Raw genomic sequence first — 16,349 nt, forward strand, 5'->3', positions numbered from 1 at the left:
AAAAGAGATCGCATCCATGCAACGTTCCAAAAACGACATCTGGGTCGGCCTGTTCGTGCTGATCGGCGCAGCCGCAGTGCTGTTCCTGGCGCTCCAGTCGGCCAACCTCCTCAGCCTCAACTTCCAGAAGACCTACAACGTCACCGCGCGGTTCGACAACATCGGCGGGCTGAAGCCGCAGACGGCGGTCAAGAGTGCCGGCGTCGTGGTCGGCCGCGTCGAATCCATCACGTTCGACGACAAGATCTTCCAGGCCGGCGTCACGCTGTCGATGCAGGACCGCTACAAATTCCCGAAAGACAGCTCGCTGAAGATCCTGACCAGCGGATTGCTCGGCGAGCAGTACATCGGCATCGAGGCCGGCGCGGACGAGAAGACTCTGCAGGCCGGCGACGTCATCAGCTCCACGCAATCGGCGGTGGTGCTCGAGAATCTGATCAGCCAGTTCCTTTTCAGCAAAGCCGCCGACGGAAGCGATTCCAGCGCGACACCAGCTCCCAAAAAATGACCTCCCGAAATCTCCTTTCCTTGCCCGTCGTGCTCGTCTCCGGACCTCGTGCGAGGCTCGTCGGCGCCATCGCGTTGCTGAGTTTGCTGACCGGCTGCGCCACCGGACCGGGCGCCAATCCGGCCGATCCGCTGGAGCCGTTCAACCGCGGCGTTTCGCGTTTCAACGACGTCGTCGACGAGAACGTTCTGGTTCCCGTGGCCAGCACCTACCGTCGCGTGCTGCCCTCCATGGTGCGCACCGGCGTGAACAACTTTTTCTCCAATCTCGGGGAGGTCTGGAATTTCGCCAACAGCGCGGCCCAGCTGAAGCCGCAGGCGACCGTCGAAAGCCTCATGCGCTTCAACGTGAACACGTTCTTCGGCCTCGGCGGCTTGCTCGACATCGCGACCGAGGTAGGCATCGATCGTCATTCGGAAGATTTCGGTCAGACGCTCGGCCGCTGGGGCGTGCCCCCCGGGCCTTACGTCGTGATCCCGCTGCTCGGCCCTTCGACCGTGCGCGATGCCGCAGCGCTGCCGATCGACGTCTACGGCGATCTGGTCGGGCAGGTGGCGGACGTTCCGGTTCGAAACTCGATGTATGTGCTGCGCATCGTCGACATCCGGTCGAATTACCTGCGCGCCGGCCAGCTGATCGGCGATGCGGCGCTCGACAAGTATTCGTTCACGCGCGACGCCTACCTGCAACGCCGCCGCAGCGATGTGTATGACGGCAATCCGCCGGACGACGGCGCGGGCAAGGACTGATGTCTGCACCGGGTTGCAATCCGTTGCAATCGGTGTTTTGGCGCTGGAACCGGCGTCAATTTCAGTCTTCCAACACTTTCACGAACCGCTCTTCGGTTGTAGTGTTTTGATTTTTCGGTTGCGCGATGCGCTTCCCATCCAGAGATCCGATTCGATATGAACCAAACCGTTACCGTCCAACGCCGCGTCCTCGGGCGCATCGTCCTTGCCGGCGCCATGTTCCTGAGCGCTGCAGCTGTTTTTGTCGCGCCCGTGGCTTATGCAGCCGACGAAACGCCGGACGCTCTGGTCAAGCGCCTGTCGAGCGATGTGCTCGATACGATCAAGGCCGACAAGTCGATCAAGGCCGGCGACATCGACAAGATCATGCTGCTGGTCGACAGCAAGATCATGCCGAACGTGAATTTCCAGCGTATGACGGCGTCGGCGGTCGGTCCGGCCTGGCGCCAGGCGACGCCGCAGCAGCAGAAGCAGCTGCAGGACGAGTTCAAGACGCTGCTGGTTCGCACCTATGCCGGCGCGCTCGATCAGGTCAGCGACCAGAGCGTGACGGTTCGCCCGTTTCGCGGGTCGCCGGATGAGAAGGAAGTGCTGGTGCGCACCGAGATCCGCGGCGGAGGCGATCCGGTCCAGCTCGACTATCGTCTCGAGAAGACGCCCGGCGTGGCCGGCGGCTGGAAGGTCTACAACCTGAACGTGCTCGGCGTGTGGCTCGTCGACACCTACCGCACCCAGTTCTCGCAGCAGATCAACAGCAAGGGCATCGACGGCCTGATCGCTGCGCTGGCTGCCCGCAACAAGAGCAACGCGAAGAGCTGAACATGCTGGTGCTGCCGCCCAAGCTGACGCACGACGAGGCACCTGCCTGCATGCGGATGCTGCAGCAGGGGCTTGCAGCGTTGACGGGCACTGCTGCTGTCGTGGATGCCAGTGCGCTGACGCGCTTCGACTCTTCGGCGCTCGCGGTTTTGCTCGAATGCCGGCGCGAGGCGAGTGCACTGGGGCGGAGTTTTGCGGTGCGGGGACTCTCTCCGCGCCTGCGCGAGTTGGCGTCGCTCTATGGGGTCGCGGGGTTGCTGCCGACGGCTCCCTGACACTTCCCCGTAAAATCGCCGGCTCCCATGCCCGCGATCTCGTTCCAATCGGTCTCAAAGACCTACCCCCCCACCAAACAACAACGCGCACAGGGCCTCAATGGCCTGAAGGCCGTCGACCAGGTCGATTTCAATATCGAACAGGGCGAGTTCTTTGGATTGCTCGGCCCCAACGGTGCCGGTAAAACCTCCCTCATCAGTATGCTGGCCGGTCTTTCGAAGCCGACCAGCGGTGCAATTTCCGTTCACGGGTTCGACGTGCAGCGCGATTACGCGCAGGCGCGACGGCATCTCGGCATCGTCCCGCAGGAACTGGTTTTCGACCCGTTCTTCAATGTGCGGGAGTCGCTGCGCATCCAGTCGGGCTACTTCGGCATCAAGAACAACGACGCCTGGATCGACGAATTGCTACACAGCCTGGGTCTGTCCGACAAGGCAGACGCCAACCTTCGCCAGCTGTCGGGCGGGATGAAGCGCCGGGTACTGGTCGCGCAGGCGCTGGTGCACAAGCCGCCGGTGATCGTGCTCGACGAGCCGACCGCCGGTGTCGATGTCGAACTGCGCCAGACCCTTTGGCAATTCGTCGCCCGTTTGAACAAAGAAGGCTGCACCGTCTTGCTCACCACGCACTATCTCGAAGAAGCCGAGGCGTTGTGCCACCGGATCGCGATGCTCAAGCAGGGCCGCGTGATCGCGCTCGACCGCACCAGCGAACTGTTGAAGTCGGCGGCAAGCAACGTCCTTCGCTTCAAGACCGATGCCGATCTGCCGCTGGACATCGCGCAACACGCCCGCGTCACCGGTCGCATCGTGCAGCTGCCGGCGAAAGATGCGCATGAAGTCGAGCAGCTGCTTTCCGCGCTGCGCCAGGCCGGCGTGATGGTCGAGGACGTCGAGATGCGCAAGGCCGATCTGGAAGACGTGTTCATCGACCTGATGGCCGGCGAACAGACGCCGCTGGAGGTGGCCAAGCCATGATGTTCAACCCCACCGGCTGGCGCGCACTGCTCTACAAGGAAACGCTGCGCTTCTGGAAAGTCGGCTACCAGACCGTCGGCGCGCCGGTGCTGACCGCCGTGCTTTACCTGATGGTGTTCGGCCACGTGCTGGAAGATCACGTCAAGGTCTACGGAACCGTCAGCTACACCGCATTCCTGATCCCCGGCCTGGTGATGATGAGCGTGCTGCAAAACGCTTTTGCGAACAGTTCTTCGTCGATCATCCAGAGCAAGATCATGGGCAGCCTGGTGTTCGTGCTGCTGACGCCGCTGTCGCACTGGGGCTGGTTTCTGGCGTATGTCGGGTCTTCGATGATCCGCGGGCTGGTCGTGGGGCTGGGCGTGCTGCTGGTGACGCTGTTTTTCGCGATTCCTCCGATGGCTGCGCCGCTGTGGATCGCGGTTTTTGCGTTCCTGGGTGCGGCGCTGCTCGGTACGCTGGGCGTGATCGCCGGTCTGTGGGCGGAGAAATTCGACCAGATGGCGATGTTCCAGAACTTCCTGATCATGCCCATGACCTTTTTGTCGGGCGTGTTCTATTCGATCGGTTCGCTGCCGCCGTTCTGGCAGACCGTGAGCCATCTGAATCCGTTTTTCTACATGATCGACGGCTTCCGCTACGGCTTCTTCGGCGTCAGCGACGCGTCGCCGTGGCTCAGCCTGGGCATCGTCGGCACCGCCTGGCTGGTCGTCAGCGCCATTGCCGTCCACATGCTGCGCATCGGCTACAAGATCCGAAGCTAAACCGCCCACACAGTTTTATGACCGCCGAAGAACTCCAAGCCATCATTTCCGCCGACCTGCCTTGCGAGCACATCGCTCTCGAAGGTGACGGCCGGCACTGGTACGCGACCATCGTCGCGGCCGAATTCGACGGGCTGCGCCTCATCCAGCGGCACCAGCGCGTCTACAGGACCCTGGGTGCGAAAATGCACACCGACGAGGTGCATGCGTTGTCGATGAAAACCTACACGCCGGCCGAATGGGCCCGCCTTCCCCGCTAGTCTTCTGCTGGATTTCTCATGGACAAACTTCTGATTCGCGGCGGGCGCAAGCTCGGCGGCGAGGTGCTCGTTTCCGGCGCCAAGAACGCGGCGCTGCCCGAACTCTGCGCCGCCCTGCTGACCGACCAGCCGGTGACGCTGCACAACGTGCCGCGCCTGCAGGACGTGACGACCATGCTCAAGCTGGTCCGCAACATGGGCGTCGTCGCCGAGCGTACCGAGAACGCGGACGGCAGCGGCACGGTACGGCTCGATGCCGGCGACCTGACGAACCTCGAAGCGCCCTACGAACTCGTGAAGACGATGCGCGCGTCGGTGCTGGCGCTCGGCCCGCTGCTGGCGCGCTTCGGTCGCGCCAAGGTGTCGCTGCCCGGCGGCTGCGGCATCGGCTCGCGGCCGGTCGACCAGCACATCAAGGGGCTGCAGGCGATGGGTGCCGAGATCGTCGTCGAGCACGGCTACATGCTGGCCAAGCTGCCGGCGGGTCGCACGCGGCTTCTCGGTGCACGCATCCTGACCGACATGGTGACCGTCACAGGCACCGAAAATTTCCTGATGGCCGCAGCGCTGGCAGAAGGCGAAACGCTGCTGGAGAACGCGGCGCAAGAGCCTGAAATCGTCGACCTGGCCGAAATGCTCATCAAGATGGGCGCGAAGATCGACGGCCACGGCACCAGCCAGATCCGCATCCAGGGCGTCGACAGGCTGCACGGCTGCGAACACGCGGTGGTGGCCGACCGTATCGAAGCCGGCACTTTCCTGTGCGCGGTCGCGGCGACCGGCGGCGAAGTCTTCCTGCGCCACGCACGCGCCGATCATCTCGACGCGGTCATCGACAAGCTGCGCGATGCCGGTTGCGACGTGAAGGCCGTCGACGGCGGCGTGCGCATCGCTTCGAAAGGCGGCCCTGCGCTCAAGGCGCAGGCCTTCCGCACGACCGAATATCCGGGTTTCCCGACCGATATGCAGGCGCAGTTCATGGCGCTCAACTGCGTGGCGCAGGGCTCCGCGGCCGTCACCGAGACGATCTTCGAGAACCGCTTCATGCACGTGAACGAACTGGTGCGGCTGGGTGCGTCGATCCACGTCGACGGCCGGCTCGCGCTGATCGAGGGCGGCGCCGAGTTGTCCGGTGCGACGGTGATGGCGACCGACCTGCGCGCATCCGCCAGCCTGGTGATCGCCGGTCTGGTCGCGGACGGCGAGACGATGGTCGACCGCATCTATCACCTGGACCGCGGCTACGACCGAATCGAAGCCAAGCTGCGCGGCCTGGGTGCCGACATCAGCCGCGTGACCGGAGTTGCAGCGTGATCACGTTGGCGCTTTCCAAGGGCCGCATCTTCGAGGAGACGCTGCCGCTGCTGGCGGCTGCCGGCATCGAGGTCACCGAAGACCCGGAGAAGTCGCGCAAGCTGATCCTTGCGACCACCCGGCCGGACGTGCGTGTGGTGCTGGTGCGCGCTTCCGACGTGCCGACCTATGTGCAGTACGGCGGCGCCGATCTCGGCGTGACCGGGCTCGACGTGCTGCTCGAACATGGCAACCAGGGCCTCTACCAGCCGCTGGACCTGAAGATCGCCGCCTGCCGCCTCAGCGTGGCGGTGCGTGCCGATTTCGACTACGCCACTGCGGTGCGCCAAGGATCGCGGCTCAAGGTCGCGACCAAGTACGTGGGATTGGCGCGCGACTTTTTCGCCGGCAAGGGCGTGCACGTCGACCTGATCAAGCTCTACGGCAGCATGGAACTCGCGCCGCTGACCGGGCTTGCGGATGCCATCGTCGATCTGGTGTCGACCGGCAACACGCTCAAGGCGAACCACCTGGTCGAAGTCGAACGCATCATGGACATCAGCGCCCGGCTCGTGGTGAACCAGGCCGCGCTGAAGCTCAAGCGCGAACCGATCCGTCGCATCCTCGATGCTTTCGCGTCTGCCATTCCTTCCAAGTAATCCTGAAATAAACGTCCAACGTTTGAACGTCATGACATCGACCGCCGCTCCCGCACGCCTGTCCACCGCCTCGGCCGATTTCGAAGCCGCATTCAAGGCGCGGCTGCACTGGTCGGCCGAAGCGGATGCGGCCATCGAACAGCGCGTGGCCGAGATCCTGGCCGACGTGCAGCAGCGCGGCGATTTGGCCGTGCGCGAGTACACGGCGCGCTTCGACCGCCTCGACGCGCCGGACATGAAGGCGCTGGAGCTCACGGCGGAAGAACTGAAAGCGGCTTTCGAGTCGCTTCCCGCCGTGCAGCGCGAGGCGCTCGAAGCCGCGGCGCGGCGCGTGCGCAGCTACCACGAGGCGCAGAAGAAGGCGAGCGGCGAGAGCTGGAGTTATCGCGACGAAGACGGCACGCTGCTCGGGCAGAAAGTGACGCCGCTGGACCGCGTCGGCATCTACGTGCCGGGCGGCAAGGCTGCGTATCCGTCGAGCGTGCTGATGAACGCGATTCCGGCGCACGTTGCGGGTGTCGGCGAGATCATCATGGTCGTGCCGACGCCGGGCGGCGAGAAGAATGCGCTGGTGCTGGCTGCGGCACACGTCGCGGGCGTCACCCGCGCCTTCACGATCGGTGGTGCTCAGGCCGTGGCCGCGCTGGCTTACGGAACGGCGACGGTGCCGGCGGTCGACAAGATCACCGGTCCCGGCAACGCCTACGTGGCTGCTGCGAAGCGCCGCGTGTTCGGCACGGTCGGCATCGACATGATCGCCGGGCCGAGCGAAATCCTGGTGCTGGCCGACGGCAGCACGCCGCCCGACTGGGTCGCAATGGATCTTTTCAGCCAGGCCGAGCATGACGAACTCGCCCAGAGCATCCTGTTGTGCCCGGACGCTGCATATATAGAACGCGTTCAGCAATCCATCGACCGGCTGCTGCCGACGATGCCGCGCAAGGAAATCATCGCCGCGTCGCTGAACGGCCGCGGCGCGCTGATCCAGACGCGCGACATGGAAGAGGCTTGCGCCATCAGCAACCGCATCGCGCCGGAACATCTGGAAATCAGCAGCGACGAGCCGCACCGCTGGGAGCCGCTGTTGCGCCATGCGGGCGCGATCTTTCTCGGTGCGTACACCAGCGAAAGCCTGGGCGATTACTGCGCTGGCCCTAACCACGTGCTGCCGACCAGCGGCACGGCGCGTTTTTCAAGCCCGCTCGGCGTCTACGATTTTCAGAAACGCTCCAGCCTGATCGAGGTGAGCGAGCAGGGCGCGCAGGTGCTCGGGCGCATCGCGGTCACGCTGGCCGAGGGCGAGGGGCTTTCGGCACATGCCGAGGCCGCTCGTTTGCGTCTGCGCAAGGAGTGAAGGCATGCGCAGGATTTCGACAGGCTTTGCCGCTTCTCTGGCCTTGATTTCGTGCGTCGCCGGGCTTGCCGGCATCGCCGGAAACGCGCAGGCGATGAGCATCCGCGAATTGCGTACGCTAGAAAACAACGAAAAAGACGGCAAGCTCTACGCCAACTACTACCTGGTCGGCGTGATGGAAGGGCTGCGCGAGGCCGGCGACGCCGCCGCGCGCGAAGGACGGAAACCGCCATTCTGTGTCCAGGGCCGGCGTTTCGAGCCGGTCATGGCGCGCGGCCTGTACCAAGGCGAACTCGCGCGCAACGCCGATACCTACGAAGCCGACATGCCGGTGCAGCTGGTGCTGTCGGCCGCGCTGCGAAGCAGCTTCCGCTGTACGCAGTGATTCCTGATTGCTCCCGATGACAAACGCCACTCTCGACCGTTCAAGCGACGACGCGCTGCTGCGCATCCGCCCCGACGTCCGCGCGATGCACGCTTATGCCGTGCAGGACGCCACCGGTTTCTGCAAGCTCGACGCGATGGAGAATCCGCACACGCTGTCGCCGGAGCTCCAGGAAGCGCTCGGTCGCAGGCTCGGCGCGCTGGCGCTGAACCGCTATCCCGGCGATCGCGGCAACGACCTGCGCAGCGCGCTCGCCGCTTATGCGCAGATGCCGGATGGCTTCGAGCTGATGCTCGGCAACGGCTCCGACGAGCTGATCTCCCTGATCACCATGGCTTGCGACATGCCCGGCGCGACCGTGCTGGCACCGGTGCCGGGCTTCGTGATGTACGCGGTCAGCGCCCAATTGCAGGGATTGCGCTTCGTCGGCGTGCCGCTGACGGCGGATTTCGAACTCGACGGCGCGGCGATGCTCGAAGCGATCGCGCGCGAGAAGCCGGCGATCGTCCATCTGGCCTATCCCAACAACCCGACGGCCAATCTCTGGGACGACGCCGTGATCGAACAGATCGTCGAGGCGCAGGGTGCGCAGGGCGGTCTGGTCGTCATCGACGAGGCGTACCAGCCCTTCGCCGCGCGCAGCTACCTCGACCGCGTCGCGAAGCACGGCCACGTGCTGCTGATGCGCACGCTGAGCAAGTTCGGTCTCGCCGGCGTGCGGCTCGGCTACCTGATGGGCCCGGCTGCGCTGATCGGCGAGATCGACAAGGTGCGCCCGCCGTACAACATCAGCGTCCTGAACTGCGAATGCGCGCTGTTCGCGCTCGAACATGCCGAAGTTTTCGCCGCGCAGGCCGAAGACATCCGCAGCCAGCGCACCTGGCTCGTCGACAAATTGGCGCGACTGCCCGGCGTGACGCAATGGCGGAGCGACGCCAACATGATCCTGATCCGCGTGCCGGACGCGACAAAAACCTTCGAGGGCATGAAGGCGCGCGGCGTGCTGATCAAGAACGTTTCTAAAATGCACTCCTTGCTGGCGAACTGTCTGCGCCTGACCGTCGGAACGGCCGACGACAACGCGCAGATGCTCGCGGCACTCGAATCATCCCTATGAACACCCCCACGGCACCCGAAGCCGTCGTGAGCACCGTCGGACGCACAGCGTCCGTCACACGCAACACGGCGGAAACGAAGATCACCGTCCAGGTCAATCTCGACGGCACCGGCCGCGCGAAGCTCGCCACCGGCATCGGCTTTTTCGACCACATGCTCGACCAGATCGCCCGCCACGGGCTGATCGACCTCGACATCGACTGTCAGGGCGACCTGCACATCGACGGTCATCACACGGTGGAAGACGTGGGCATCACGCTCGGCCAGGCGGTTGCCAAAGCAGTCGGCGACAAGCGCGGCATCCGCCGCTACGGCCATGCCTACGTGCCGCTTGATGAAGCGCTGAGCCGTGTCGTGATCGATTTTTCGGGCCGTCCGGGCCTGCACATGCACATTCCGTTCACCAGCGGAATGATCGGCGGCTTCGACAGCCAGCTGACCTACGAGTTCTTCCAGGGCTTCGTGAATCACGCGTCGGTCACGCTGCACATCGACAACCTGAAGGGCATCAACGCGCACCACCAGTGCGAGACGGTGTTCAAGGCGTTCGCCCGTGCATTGCGCGGTGCGCTGGAACTCGATCCGCGTTCGGCCGGCATGATCCCGTCTACCAAGGGTTCGCTCTGAGCGCGTCGATGAAATCCAATACCGTCGCCGTCGTCGATTACGGCATGGGCAATCTGCGCTCGGTTTCGCAGGCTGTGCAGCATGCGGCCGATCAGGTCGGCGTGGAAGTCTTCGTGACTTCCGACCCGGACGTGGTGCGCAAGGCTTCGCGCGTGGTGCTGCCGGGGCAGGGCGCGATGCCCGATTGCATGCGCGAATTGCGCGATTCCGGATTGCAGGCGTCGGTGCTCGAAGCGGCAGCCGGCAAACCGCTGTTCGGGGTCTGCGTCGGCATGCAGATGCTGCTGTCGCACAGCCACGAAGGTCCGACGGACGGGCTGGGGCTGATTCCCGGCGAAGTGGTGAAGTTCGATCTTGCAGGGCGCCTGCAACCGGACGGCAGCCGCTTCAAGGTGCCGCAGATGGGCTGGAACCAGGTCCGCCAGTCGCAGCCGCATCCGGTCTGGGCCGGCGTGCCTGACGACGCGTACTTCTATTTCGTCCACAGTTTCTACGCGCGGCCTGCCGATGCGAGCTACAGCGTGGGCGAAGCGGACTATGGTGCGTACTTCACCGCCGCGATCGCCCGCGACAATATCTTTGCAACCCAGTTCCACCCCGAGAAGAGTGCGGACCACGGTTTGCAGCTCTATCGAAATTTCCTAAACTGGAACCCATGACCGTCACGGTCATCCTGCCATGCTGCTGATTCCCGCCATCGATCTCAAGGACGGCCACTGTGTTCGCCTCAAACAGGGCGACATGGACCAGTCGACCATCTTCAGCGAAGACCCTGCCGCCATGGCGCGCAAATGGGTCCAGGCCGGTGCGCGACGGCTGCACCTGGTCGACCTGAACGGCGCCTTCGCGGGCAAGCCGCAGAACCACGCGGCGATCAAGGCGATCCTGCGGGAGGTGGGCGACGAGATTCCTGTGCAGCTGGGTGGCGGCATCCGCGATCTGGACACGATCGAGCGCTACATCGACGACGGCCTGCGCTACGTGATCATCGGCACGGCGGCGGTGAAGAATCCGGGCTTTCTGAAGGACGCCTGCGTGGCGTTCGGCGGGCACATCATCGTGGGGCTCGACGCCAAGGACGGCAAGGTCGCGACGGACGGCTGGAGCAAGCTGACGGGGCACGAGGTCGCGGATCTGGGGAAGAAGTTCGAGGACTACGGGGTCGAGTCGATCATCTATACCGACATCGGGCGCGACGGGATGTTGTCGGGCATCAACATCGAGGCGACGGTGAAGCTGGCGCAGGCGCTGACGATTCCGGTGATCGCGTCGGGCGGGTTGTCGAACATGGCGGACATCGATCAGTTGTGCGCGGTGGAGTTCGAAGGGGTGGAGGGTGTGATCTGCGGGCGCGCGATCTACTCGGGCGATCTGGATTTTGCGGCTGCGCAGGCAAGGGCGGACGAACTGGCCGCTGGCTGATTTCTTCTTACTCCCTCTCCCTCCGGGAGAGGGTTGGGGTGAGGGCCGCAGCCTTCGAAAGAGGCGCAGTTCTTAGCAACGGCAGGGTGGTCGCTGTTGGGGGCCGCCCGGCAGGTGAAGCGCTTGGGGCGACCCCACTGCGCCGGCCCTTCGGGCTGCCTTGCGGTGCTCGCTTCAGGCGGGGTCCAAAGAACTCGCTTCCACTTCGTTCACGCTCAGACAGCTTTGGCCCTGATCCGCCTGAAGCTGCGCTCCTCAGCGGCGCAGAGGGGTCGCCCCAAGCGCTTCACCTACCGGGCTTTGGGGTGGCGCGACTTGTGCGCTCGCTGCTGACATTTACACGACAGCTGCGCCGGTCTTACTCCCTCCCCTTCCGGGGGGGGGCAGGGGAGGGGGCCGCAGCCTCCGAAAGAGCACGCGCGAACCATCGTCCTCGTCGAGATGGCCGGCCAGCTCAGCGCTTCCCCAACCCCCGCAAGATCTCATCCGCATCCGCCCCAACCTTCATCTGCCAGCTCTTCACAACGCCCACCGAAGCCTCCTTCAGTGCTTCCATCACCGCTGGCGGCACTTTCGTGTCGATCGCCACACCATTGCTGCGCATCGTCGCGTAGTTCTCCTCCAGCCGGCTTCGGATGCGCAGCCACTGCGCGGCTTCCGTATCGGCGCCGGCCTGATCGACTGCAGCGCGCAGGACCGGATCGAGGCTTTCGTACGCAGCCAGGTTGATCGTCGCGATCGATATCGGCATCGCGTAGTTGATTTCAGCGAACAGCGGCAGGTATTCCCAGAGCTTGCGCCCCGCGCCGCCGTCGCCCGACGACAGCACGGCATCGACTTCACCGGCTGCGATTAGCGGCATCGCGTCGGCGAAGGAGATGTTGACGGCTTTGGCGCCGGCCGACGTCATGACCGATTGCGAGACATCGTCGTAGGTTCGGATGCGCAGCGACTTCAGTGCGTCGAGCGATGCGACCGGCTGTTTCGACCAGATGCCCGATGCGGGCCAGGGCGTGGTGTAGAGCAGTTTCTGACCGTGGGCCTGCAGGAAGCATTCGTAGGCGGGGCGGGCCGCTTTGAGCAGTGCTTCGGCGCGCGGAAGCGAATCGGCGAGGAAAGGCAGGGACGAGACGGCGAACAGCGGATATTTGTTGGCGATGCCGCCAGCGAAGGCATCGGCGGCGTCGATCTTGCGGGCTTGCACCGCATCGATCATGTCCGCCGACTTGAATCCCGCCGACGCGTCGAAGCCGGGCTCCACGACGACCTTGCCGTCGGTGTTCTGTCGCACCTGCGCTGCGAAAGTCGACACGCCGAGTCCGGGCATGGAAGTGGCGGGATATTCGGTTGTCATCCTCAGCGTGATGACGGGCGGCGCGGCGAGTTGCGCGCGAGCAAACGCCGGTAGCAGCAGGGCGGCAAGCCCGAAAGCGCGGGCTGCGCGGACGATGCGTGACATGGGGCGTTCCGTTGCGGAGTCGTAGGAGTCCGTGCAGCACGCAAGTTGCGGTCCCGGCATCGGTACGGACATCTTTCGAAAACTAGAATCGACGGATGCCCATCGAAACGATCGACTTCCGCGGCCAGGCCGCCGTCCGCCTCACGCTGCCTGAGGGCGATACCTGTACCGTCGCGCTCCACGGCGCCCAGGTGATTTCCTGGACCACTGCCGACGGCGTCGAGCGCTTCTACATGAGCCCTGGCGCTCTTTTCGACGGCAAGAGCGCGATCCGCGGCGGCATGCCGCTGTGCTGGCCGCAGTTCAATGCACGCGGTCCTCTGCAAAAGCATGGCTTCGCCCGCAATGTGGCCTGGGCTGTGGACGCGGCCCCGGACGACGCACCGAACCAGATGGCTTTCTCGCTCCAGGACGATGCCGTCACGCTCGCCATCTGGCCGCACGCTTTTCATCTCGTCCTGCGCGTCGTGCTCGAACCTAGCGTGCTGCGCGTCGCACTGTCGGTCACCAACCGCGGCGGCGCGCCGTGGTCGTTTGCTGCGGCGCTGCACAGCTATCTGCGCGTCGACGACATCGACGGCGTGCGGCTCGAAGGGCTGCAGGGCGCGAACCGCTGGGATTCCTTGCGGGACGAGCGTCACGTCGAGATGGCGGAGAAACTTCGCTTCGACAGCGAATTCGACAGCGTCTACTCGGCACCGGCGGCACCGCTTCGGCTGGTGCAGCCTTCCGGCGTGCTGGAGATTTCACAGAGTGCGAGCTGCACCGAGACGGTCGTCTGGAATCCCGGTGCAGCGCTTTGCGCGAAGCTCGCCGACATGCCGGACGACGGCTATCGCCACATGCTGTGCGTCGAGGCTGCCCGCATCGATGAGCCGGTGTTGCTCGCGCCGGGCGACGAATGGCTGGGCTGGCAGCAACTCGTCGTGAAGTGACGCGCTGCAAGCAAGTCCTTCTCGAATCTCCAGACTTTTCCAATCTTTCCGAATCCATTCCCTTCTCATGCTCGCCAAACGCATCATTCCCTGCCTCGACGTGACCGGCGGCCGTGTCGTCAAGGGCGTCAATTTCCTGGAATTGCGCGACGCGGGCGATCCGGTGGAGATCGCGGCGCGCTACAACGCACAGGGCGCCGATGAGCTGACCTTTCTCGACATCACGGCCACCAGCGACGCCCGCGATCTGATCCTGCCGATCATCGAGGCGGTCGCATCGCAGGTTTTCATCCCGCTGACGGTCGGTGGCGGCGTTCGTACGGTCGAAGACGTGCGCCGGCTGCTGAATGCCGGCGCCGACAAGACCAGCTTCAACTCCGCAGCCATCGCCAATCCGCAGGTGATCGAAGATGCATCGCATCGCTACGGCGCGCAGTGCATCGTGGTCGCGATCGATGCCAAGCGCCGCTCGCCCGAGGACGCAGCTGCGCGTGGCGCGGGCTGGGACGTCTACAGCCACGGCGGGCGCAAGAACACCGGGCTCGACGCAGTGCAGTGGGCGACCGAAATGGCACGTCGCGGCGCGGGCGAAATCCTGCTGACCAGCATGGACCGCGACGGCACCAAAAGCGGCTTCGATCTGGCGCTGACGCGCGCGGTCAGCGACGCTGTCGGCGTACCGGTGATCGCATCGGGCGGCGTCGGCACGCTCGACCATCTGGCCGACGGCATACAGACCGGCGGCGCCGACGCGGTGCTGGCGGCCAGCATCTTCCATTACGGCGAGTTCACGGTCGGCGAGGCCAAGGCCTGCATGGCTGCGCGCGGCATTCCTGTACGGCTTTGATCGGTCGGTACCGACTGTTTGCGACAATCCGCCGATGAATTGGCTCGACGATGTGAAATGGGACGCGAACGGCCTTGTGCCGGTCATCGCGCAGGAGCAGGGCAGCAACGACGTGTTGATGTTCGCCTGGATGAACCGCGAAGCGCTCGCGAAGACGGCGGAACTCGGCCGAGCGGTGTATTTCAGCCGGTCGCGCGCCAGGCTCTGGTTCAAGGGCGAGGAATCGGGCCACGTGCAGACGGTGCACGAGATCCGCCTGGATTGCGACAACGATGTCGTTCTGCTGAAAGTGACGCAGCTCGGTCACGAGCCGGGCATTGCATGTCACACGGGGCGTCACAGCTGCTTCTTCAGCAAGCTGCAAGACGGCCAGTGGACCGCCGTCGAGCCGGTGCTGAAAGATCCGGAATCCATCTACAAATGACAACCTCGACGATTCAAGAAAAAGCCAATGGCGAGGACGCGCTGGCGCGTCTCGCAGCGGTGATCGAAAGCCGCCTTCCCGCGAACGGCGGCGACCCGGAAAAGAGCTACGTCGCCCGTTTGCTGCACAAGGGTCCCGACGCCTTCCTGAAGAAGATCGGCGAGGAAGCGACCGAGGTCGTGTTGGCCGCGAAAGACGCCGACCACGGCGGCGATGCGCAAAAAATAGTGAACGAAGTGGCCGATCTGTGGTTCCACTGTCTTGTGGCGCTCGCGCATTACGGCTTGTCGCCGGATGCGGTCATCGCCGAACTCGAGCGCCGCGAAGGCACCAGCGGCATCGAAGAGAAATCGCTTCGCAAGGCACAGGCCCGCGAAGCTGCCAACGACTGAAAGACGGGTAAATAGATATGCGACCGAACGACATCGTGATCGTCGAACCCGATCCGACGCTGAAGACCTGGGGCTGGGTCAGCTACGTGCTGCATCTGGTGGTGGCGGTCGGCGCCGTTCTGCCGGGCGCGCAGGCGTCCATCGTGCTGCTGCTGATCGCGCTGATCATCGACATCGCCAAGCGCTCCGATGCGGATGGCACCTGGCAGGCGTCGCATTTCAGCTGGCGCATCCGGTCGGTGATCTGGGCGGGCATTCTTTATCTGCTGACGTCGTGGCTCTGGCTGCTGTTCGTCATTCCGGGCTGGATCGCCTGGGGCGTGATTTCGCTCTGGTTCCTGTACCGAATCGTCAAGGGAATGATCCGCATGAATGCCGGCCGTTCGATGGAGCCGAATCTTGTCTGAACACATTCAATCCCAGGCTCACGACCCGAGCTGCATCTTCTGCAAGATCGTCGCCGGCCAGATCCCGGCGAAGAAGGTCTATGAAGACGATGACATCTTCGGCTTCCACGACATCGCGCCCTGGGCGCCGGTGCATTTCATGCTGGTGCCCAAGCGTCACATCGCATCGATGGCGCAGCTGACATCCGAAGATGCGGCGCTGATGGGAAAAATCATGACGTTGGCGCCGCGGCTGGCGGTGGAGCAGGGCTGCAAGCCTTATCCGGACGGCGGATTCCGCGTCGTCGTCAACACGGGCACCGACGGCGGTCAGGAAGTCCATCATCTCCATGTCCATGTCATGGGCGGGCCACGACCGTGGCTCAAGGGTTGAGTACGCTCATCCTGTTTAAAATTCTTCACATTCTTCAGGAGTAATCCATGGGTTCTTTTTCAATCTGGCACTGGCTGATCGTGCTGCTCGTCGTGGTCATGATCTTCGGCACCAAGAAGCTTCGCAACATGGGCGGCGACCTCGGCGGTGCCGTCAAGGGTTTCAAGGACGGCATGAAGGACGGCGCGACTACCGAAACGACCGATACGGCCACCGGCCCGAACGCACAGGTGACCAGCCGCCCGACTGTCGACAAGTCGACCATCGACGTCGAAGCGCGTCAGAAGTCCTGAGCCGCAGCGC

Annotated in this window: 23 protein-coding genes; 22 read left to right on the plus strand and 1 reads right to left on the minus strand. The window is 64.3% G+C overall.

What is annotated here, in order from left to right:
- Window positions 1-16 precede the first annotated feature (16 nt).
- The 15 genes from mlaD (at window position 17) to hisA (ending at window position 11,209) form a co-directional block, all read left to right on the plus strand.
- Window positions 17-508, plus strand: coding sequence for an outer membrane lipid asymmetry maintenance protein MlaD (gene mlaD, locus ACSFA3_RS10535; protein ID WP_435505393.1), 492 nt, complete (start codon window positions 17-19; stop codon window positions 506-508).
- Entirely contained in the window at window positions 505-1,257 is a 753-nt protein-coding gene (locus tag ACSFA3_RS10540; protein ID WP_435505394.1) for an MlaA family lipoprotein, read from the plus strand. Before mlaD ends, ACSFA3_RS10540 begins: the two co-directional genes overlap by 4 nt.
- Before the next feature lie 156 nt (window positions 1,258-1,413).
- Window positions 1,414-2,076, plus strand: a complete 663-nt coding sequence (locus ACSFA3_RS10545; RefSeq protein ID WP_435505395.1) for an MlaC/ttg2D family ABC transporter substrate-binding protein — start codon at window positions 1,414-1,416, stop codon at window positions 2,074-2,076.
- Between the two features lie 2 nt (window positions 2,077-2,078).
- A complete protein-coding gene (locus ACSFA3_RS10550; protein ID WP_435505396.1) occupies window positions 2,079-2,351 on the plus strand; it encodes an STAS domain-containing protein in 273 nt (90 codons plus the stop codon).
- Window positions 2,352-2,378: 27 nt separating this feature from the next.
- Window positions 2,379-3,329 (plus strand): ABC transporter ATP-binding protein, encoded by a 951-nt coding sequence (locus ACSFA3_RS10555; RefSeq protein WP_435505397.1) that lies wholly within the window; start codon window positions 2,379-2,381, stop codon window positions 3,327-3,329.
- Window positions 3,329-4,093: an ABC transporter permease gene (locus ACSFA3_RS10560; RefSeq protein ID WP_435506200.1), complete on the plus strand. Its 765-nt coding sequence runs from the start codon at window positions 3,329-3,331 to the stop codon at window positions 4,091-4,093. The genes ACSFA3_RS10555 and ACSFA3_RS10560 overlap by 1 nt, the downstream gene beginning before the upstream one ends.
- 17 nt (window positions 4,094-4,110) lie before the next feature.
- Window positions 4,111-4,353: a BolA family protein gene (locus tag ACSFA3_RS10565; RefSeq protein ID WP_435505398.1), complete on the plus strand. Its 243-nt coding sequence runs from the start codon at window positions 4,111-4,113 to the stop codon at window positions 4,351-4,353.
- A gap of 18 nt (window positions 4,354-4,371) precedes the next feature.
- A complete protein-coding gene (murA, locus tag ACSFA3_RS10570) occupies window positions 4,372-5,667 on the plus strand; it encodes a UDP-N-acetylglucosamine 1-carboxyvinyltransferase (protein ID WP_435505399.1) in 1,296 nt (431 codons plus the stop codon).
- Entirely contained in the window at window positions 5,664-6,305 is a 642-nt protein-coding gene (hisG, locus tag ACSFA3_RS10575) for an ATP phosphoribosyltransferase (protein WP_435505400.1), read from the plus strand. The genes murA and hisG overlap by 4 nt, the downstream gene beginning before the upstream one ends.
- 31 nt (window positions 6,306-6,336) lie before the next feature.
- Window positions 6,337-7,659, plus strand: coding sequence for a histidinol dehydrogenase (hisD, locus tag ACSFA3_RS10580; protein ID WP_435505401.1), 1,323 nt, complete (start codon window positions 6,337-6,339; stop codon window positions 7,657-7,659).
- 4 nt (window positions 7,660-7,663) lie between these two features.
- The gene (locus ACSFA3_RS10585) at window positions 7,664-8,044 is read left to right on the plus strand and encodes a hypothetical protein (RefSeq protein ID WP_435505402.1); all 381 of its coding nucleotides are present in this window, start codon (window positions 7,664-7,666) and stop codon (window positions 8,042-8,044) included.
- A gap of 16 nt (window positions 8,045-8,060) precedes the next feature.
- Complete coding sequence (gene hisC, locus ACSFA3_RS10590; RefSeq protein ID WP_435505403.1) at window positions 8,061-9,161, plus strand: histidinol-phosphate transaminase; 1,101 nt, start codon at window positions 8,061-8,063, stop codon at window positions 9,159-9,161.
- Window positions 9,158-9,787: an imidazoleglycerol-phosphate dehydratase HisB gene (hisB, locus tag ACSFA3_RS10595; protein WP_435505404.1), complete on the plus strand. Its 630-nt coding sequence runs from the start codon at window positions 9,158-9,160 to the stop codon at window positions 9,785-9,787. The genes hisC and hisB overlap by 4 nt, the downstream gene beginning before the upstream one ends.
- Before the next feature lie 8 nt (window positions 9,788-9,795).
- Entirely contained in the window at window positions 9,796-10,446 is a 651-nt protein-coding gene (gene hisH / locus ACSFA3_RS10600) for an imidazole glycerol phosphate synthase subunit HisH (RefSeq protein WP_435505405.1), read from the plus strand.
- Between the two features lie 19 nt (window positions 10,447-10,465).
- The gene (hisA, locus tag ACSFA3_RS10605; RefSeq protein WP_435505406.1) at window positions 10,466-11,209 is read left to right on the plus strand and encodes a 1-(5-phosphoribosyl)-5-[(5-phosphoribosylamino)methylideneamino]imidazole-4-carboxamide isomerase; all 744 of its coding nucleotides are present in this window, start codon (window positions 10,466-10,468) and stop codon (window positions 11,207-11,209) included.
- Between the two features lie 454 nt (window positions 11,210-11,663).
- On the opposite strand, the gene ACSFA3_RS10610 is transcribed toward hisA, so the two are convergent.
- Window positions 11,664-12,668 (minus strand): TRAP transporter substrate-binding protein, encoded by a 1,005-nt coding sequence (locus ACSFA3_RS10610; RefSeq protein ID WP_435505407.1) that lies wholly within the window; start codon window positions 12,666-12,668, stop codon window positions 11,664-11,666.
- Window positions 12,669-12,763: 95 nt separating this feature from the next.
- On the opposite strand from ACSFA3_RS10610, the gene ACSFA3_RS10615 reads away from it, so the two are divergent.
- From ACSFA3_RS10615 to tatA, 7 genes are all read left to right on the plus strand, one after another.
- The gene (locus ACSFA3_RS10615) at window positions 12,764-13,603 is read left to right on the plus strand and encodes a D-hexose-6-phosphate mutarotase (protein ID WP_435505408.1); all 840 of its coding nucleotides are present in this window, start codon (window positions 12,764-12,766) and stop codon (window positions 13,601-13,603) included.
- Window positions 13,604-13,670: 67 nt separating this feature from the next.
- Entirely contained in the window at window positions 13,671-14,450 is a 780-nt protein-coding gene (gene hisF, locus ACSFA3_RS10620; RefSeq protein ID WP_435505409.1) for an imidazole glycerol phosphate synthase subunit HisF, read from the plus strand.
- Window positions 14,451-14,484: 34 nt separating this feature from the next.
- Entirely contained in the window at window positions 14,485-14,874 is a 390-nt protein-coding gene (gene hisI / locus ACSFA3_RS10625; RefSeq protein ID WP_435505410.1) for a phosphoribosyl-AMP cyclohydrolase, read from the plus strand.
- Window positions 14,871-15,266 carry a phosphoribosyl-ATP diphosphatase gene (locus tag ACSFA3_RS10630; protein ID WP_435505411.1) on the plus strand — a complete coding sequence of 132 codons (396 nt, stop codon included), beginning with the start codon at window positions 14,871-14,873 and terminating at the stop codon, window positions 15,264-15,266. The genes hisI and ACSFA3_RS10630 overlap by 4 nt, the downstream gene beginning before the upstream one ends.
- A 17-nt stretch (window positions 15,267-15,283) precedes the next feature.
- Window positions 15,284-15,673, plus strand: coding sequence for a DUF4870 family protein (locus tag ACSFA3_RS10635; RefSeq protein WP_435505412.1), 390 nt, complete (start codon window positions 15,284-15,286; stop codon window positions 15,671-15,673).
- Complete coding sequence (locus tag ACSFA3_RS10640) at window positions 15,666-16,046, plus strand: histidine triad nucleotide-binding protein (protein WP_435505413.1); 381 nt, start codon at window positions 15,666-15,668, stop codon at window positions 16,044-16,046. The genes ACSFA3_RS10635 and ACSFA3_RS10640 overlap by 8 nt, the downstream gene beginning before the upstream one ends.
- 47 nt (window positions 16,047-16,093) lie before the next feature.
- Window positions 16,094-16,339, plus strand: a complete 246-nt coding sequence (gene tatA / locus ACSFA3_RS10645; RefSeq protein WP_435505414.1) for a Sec-independent protein translocase subunit TatA — start codon at window positions 16,094-16,096, stop codon at window positions 16,337-16,339.
- Window positions 16,340-16,349: the final 10 nt, after the last annotated feature.

Origin of the sequence: Variovorax glucosi (assembly GCF_051216695.1) — a bacterium.
Classification (GTDB): Bacteria; Pseudomonadota; Gammaproteobacteria; order Burkholderiales; family Burkholderiaceae_C; genus Variovorax.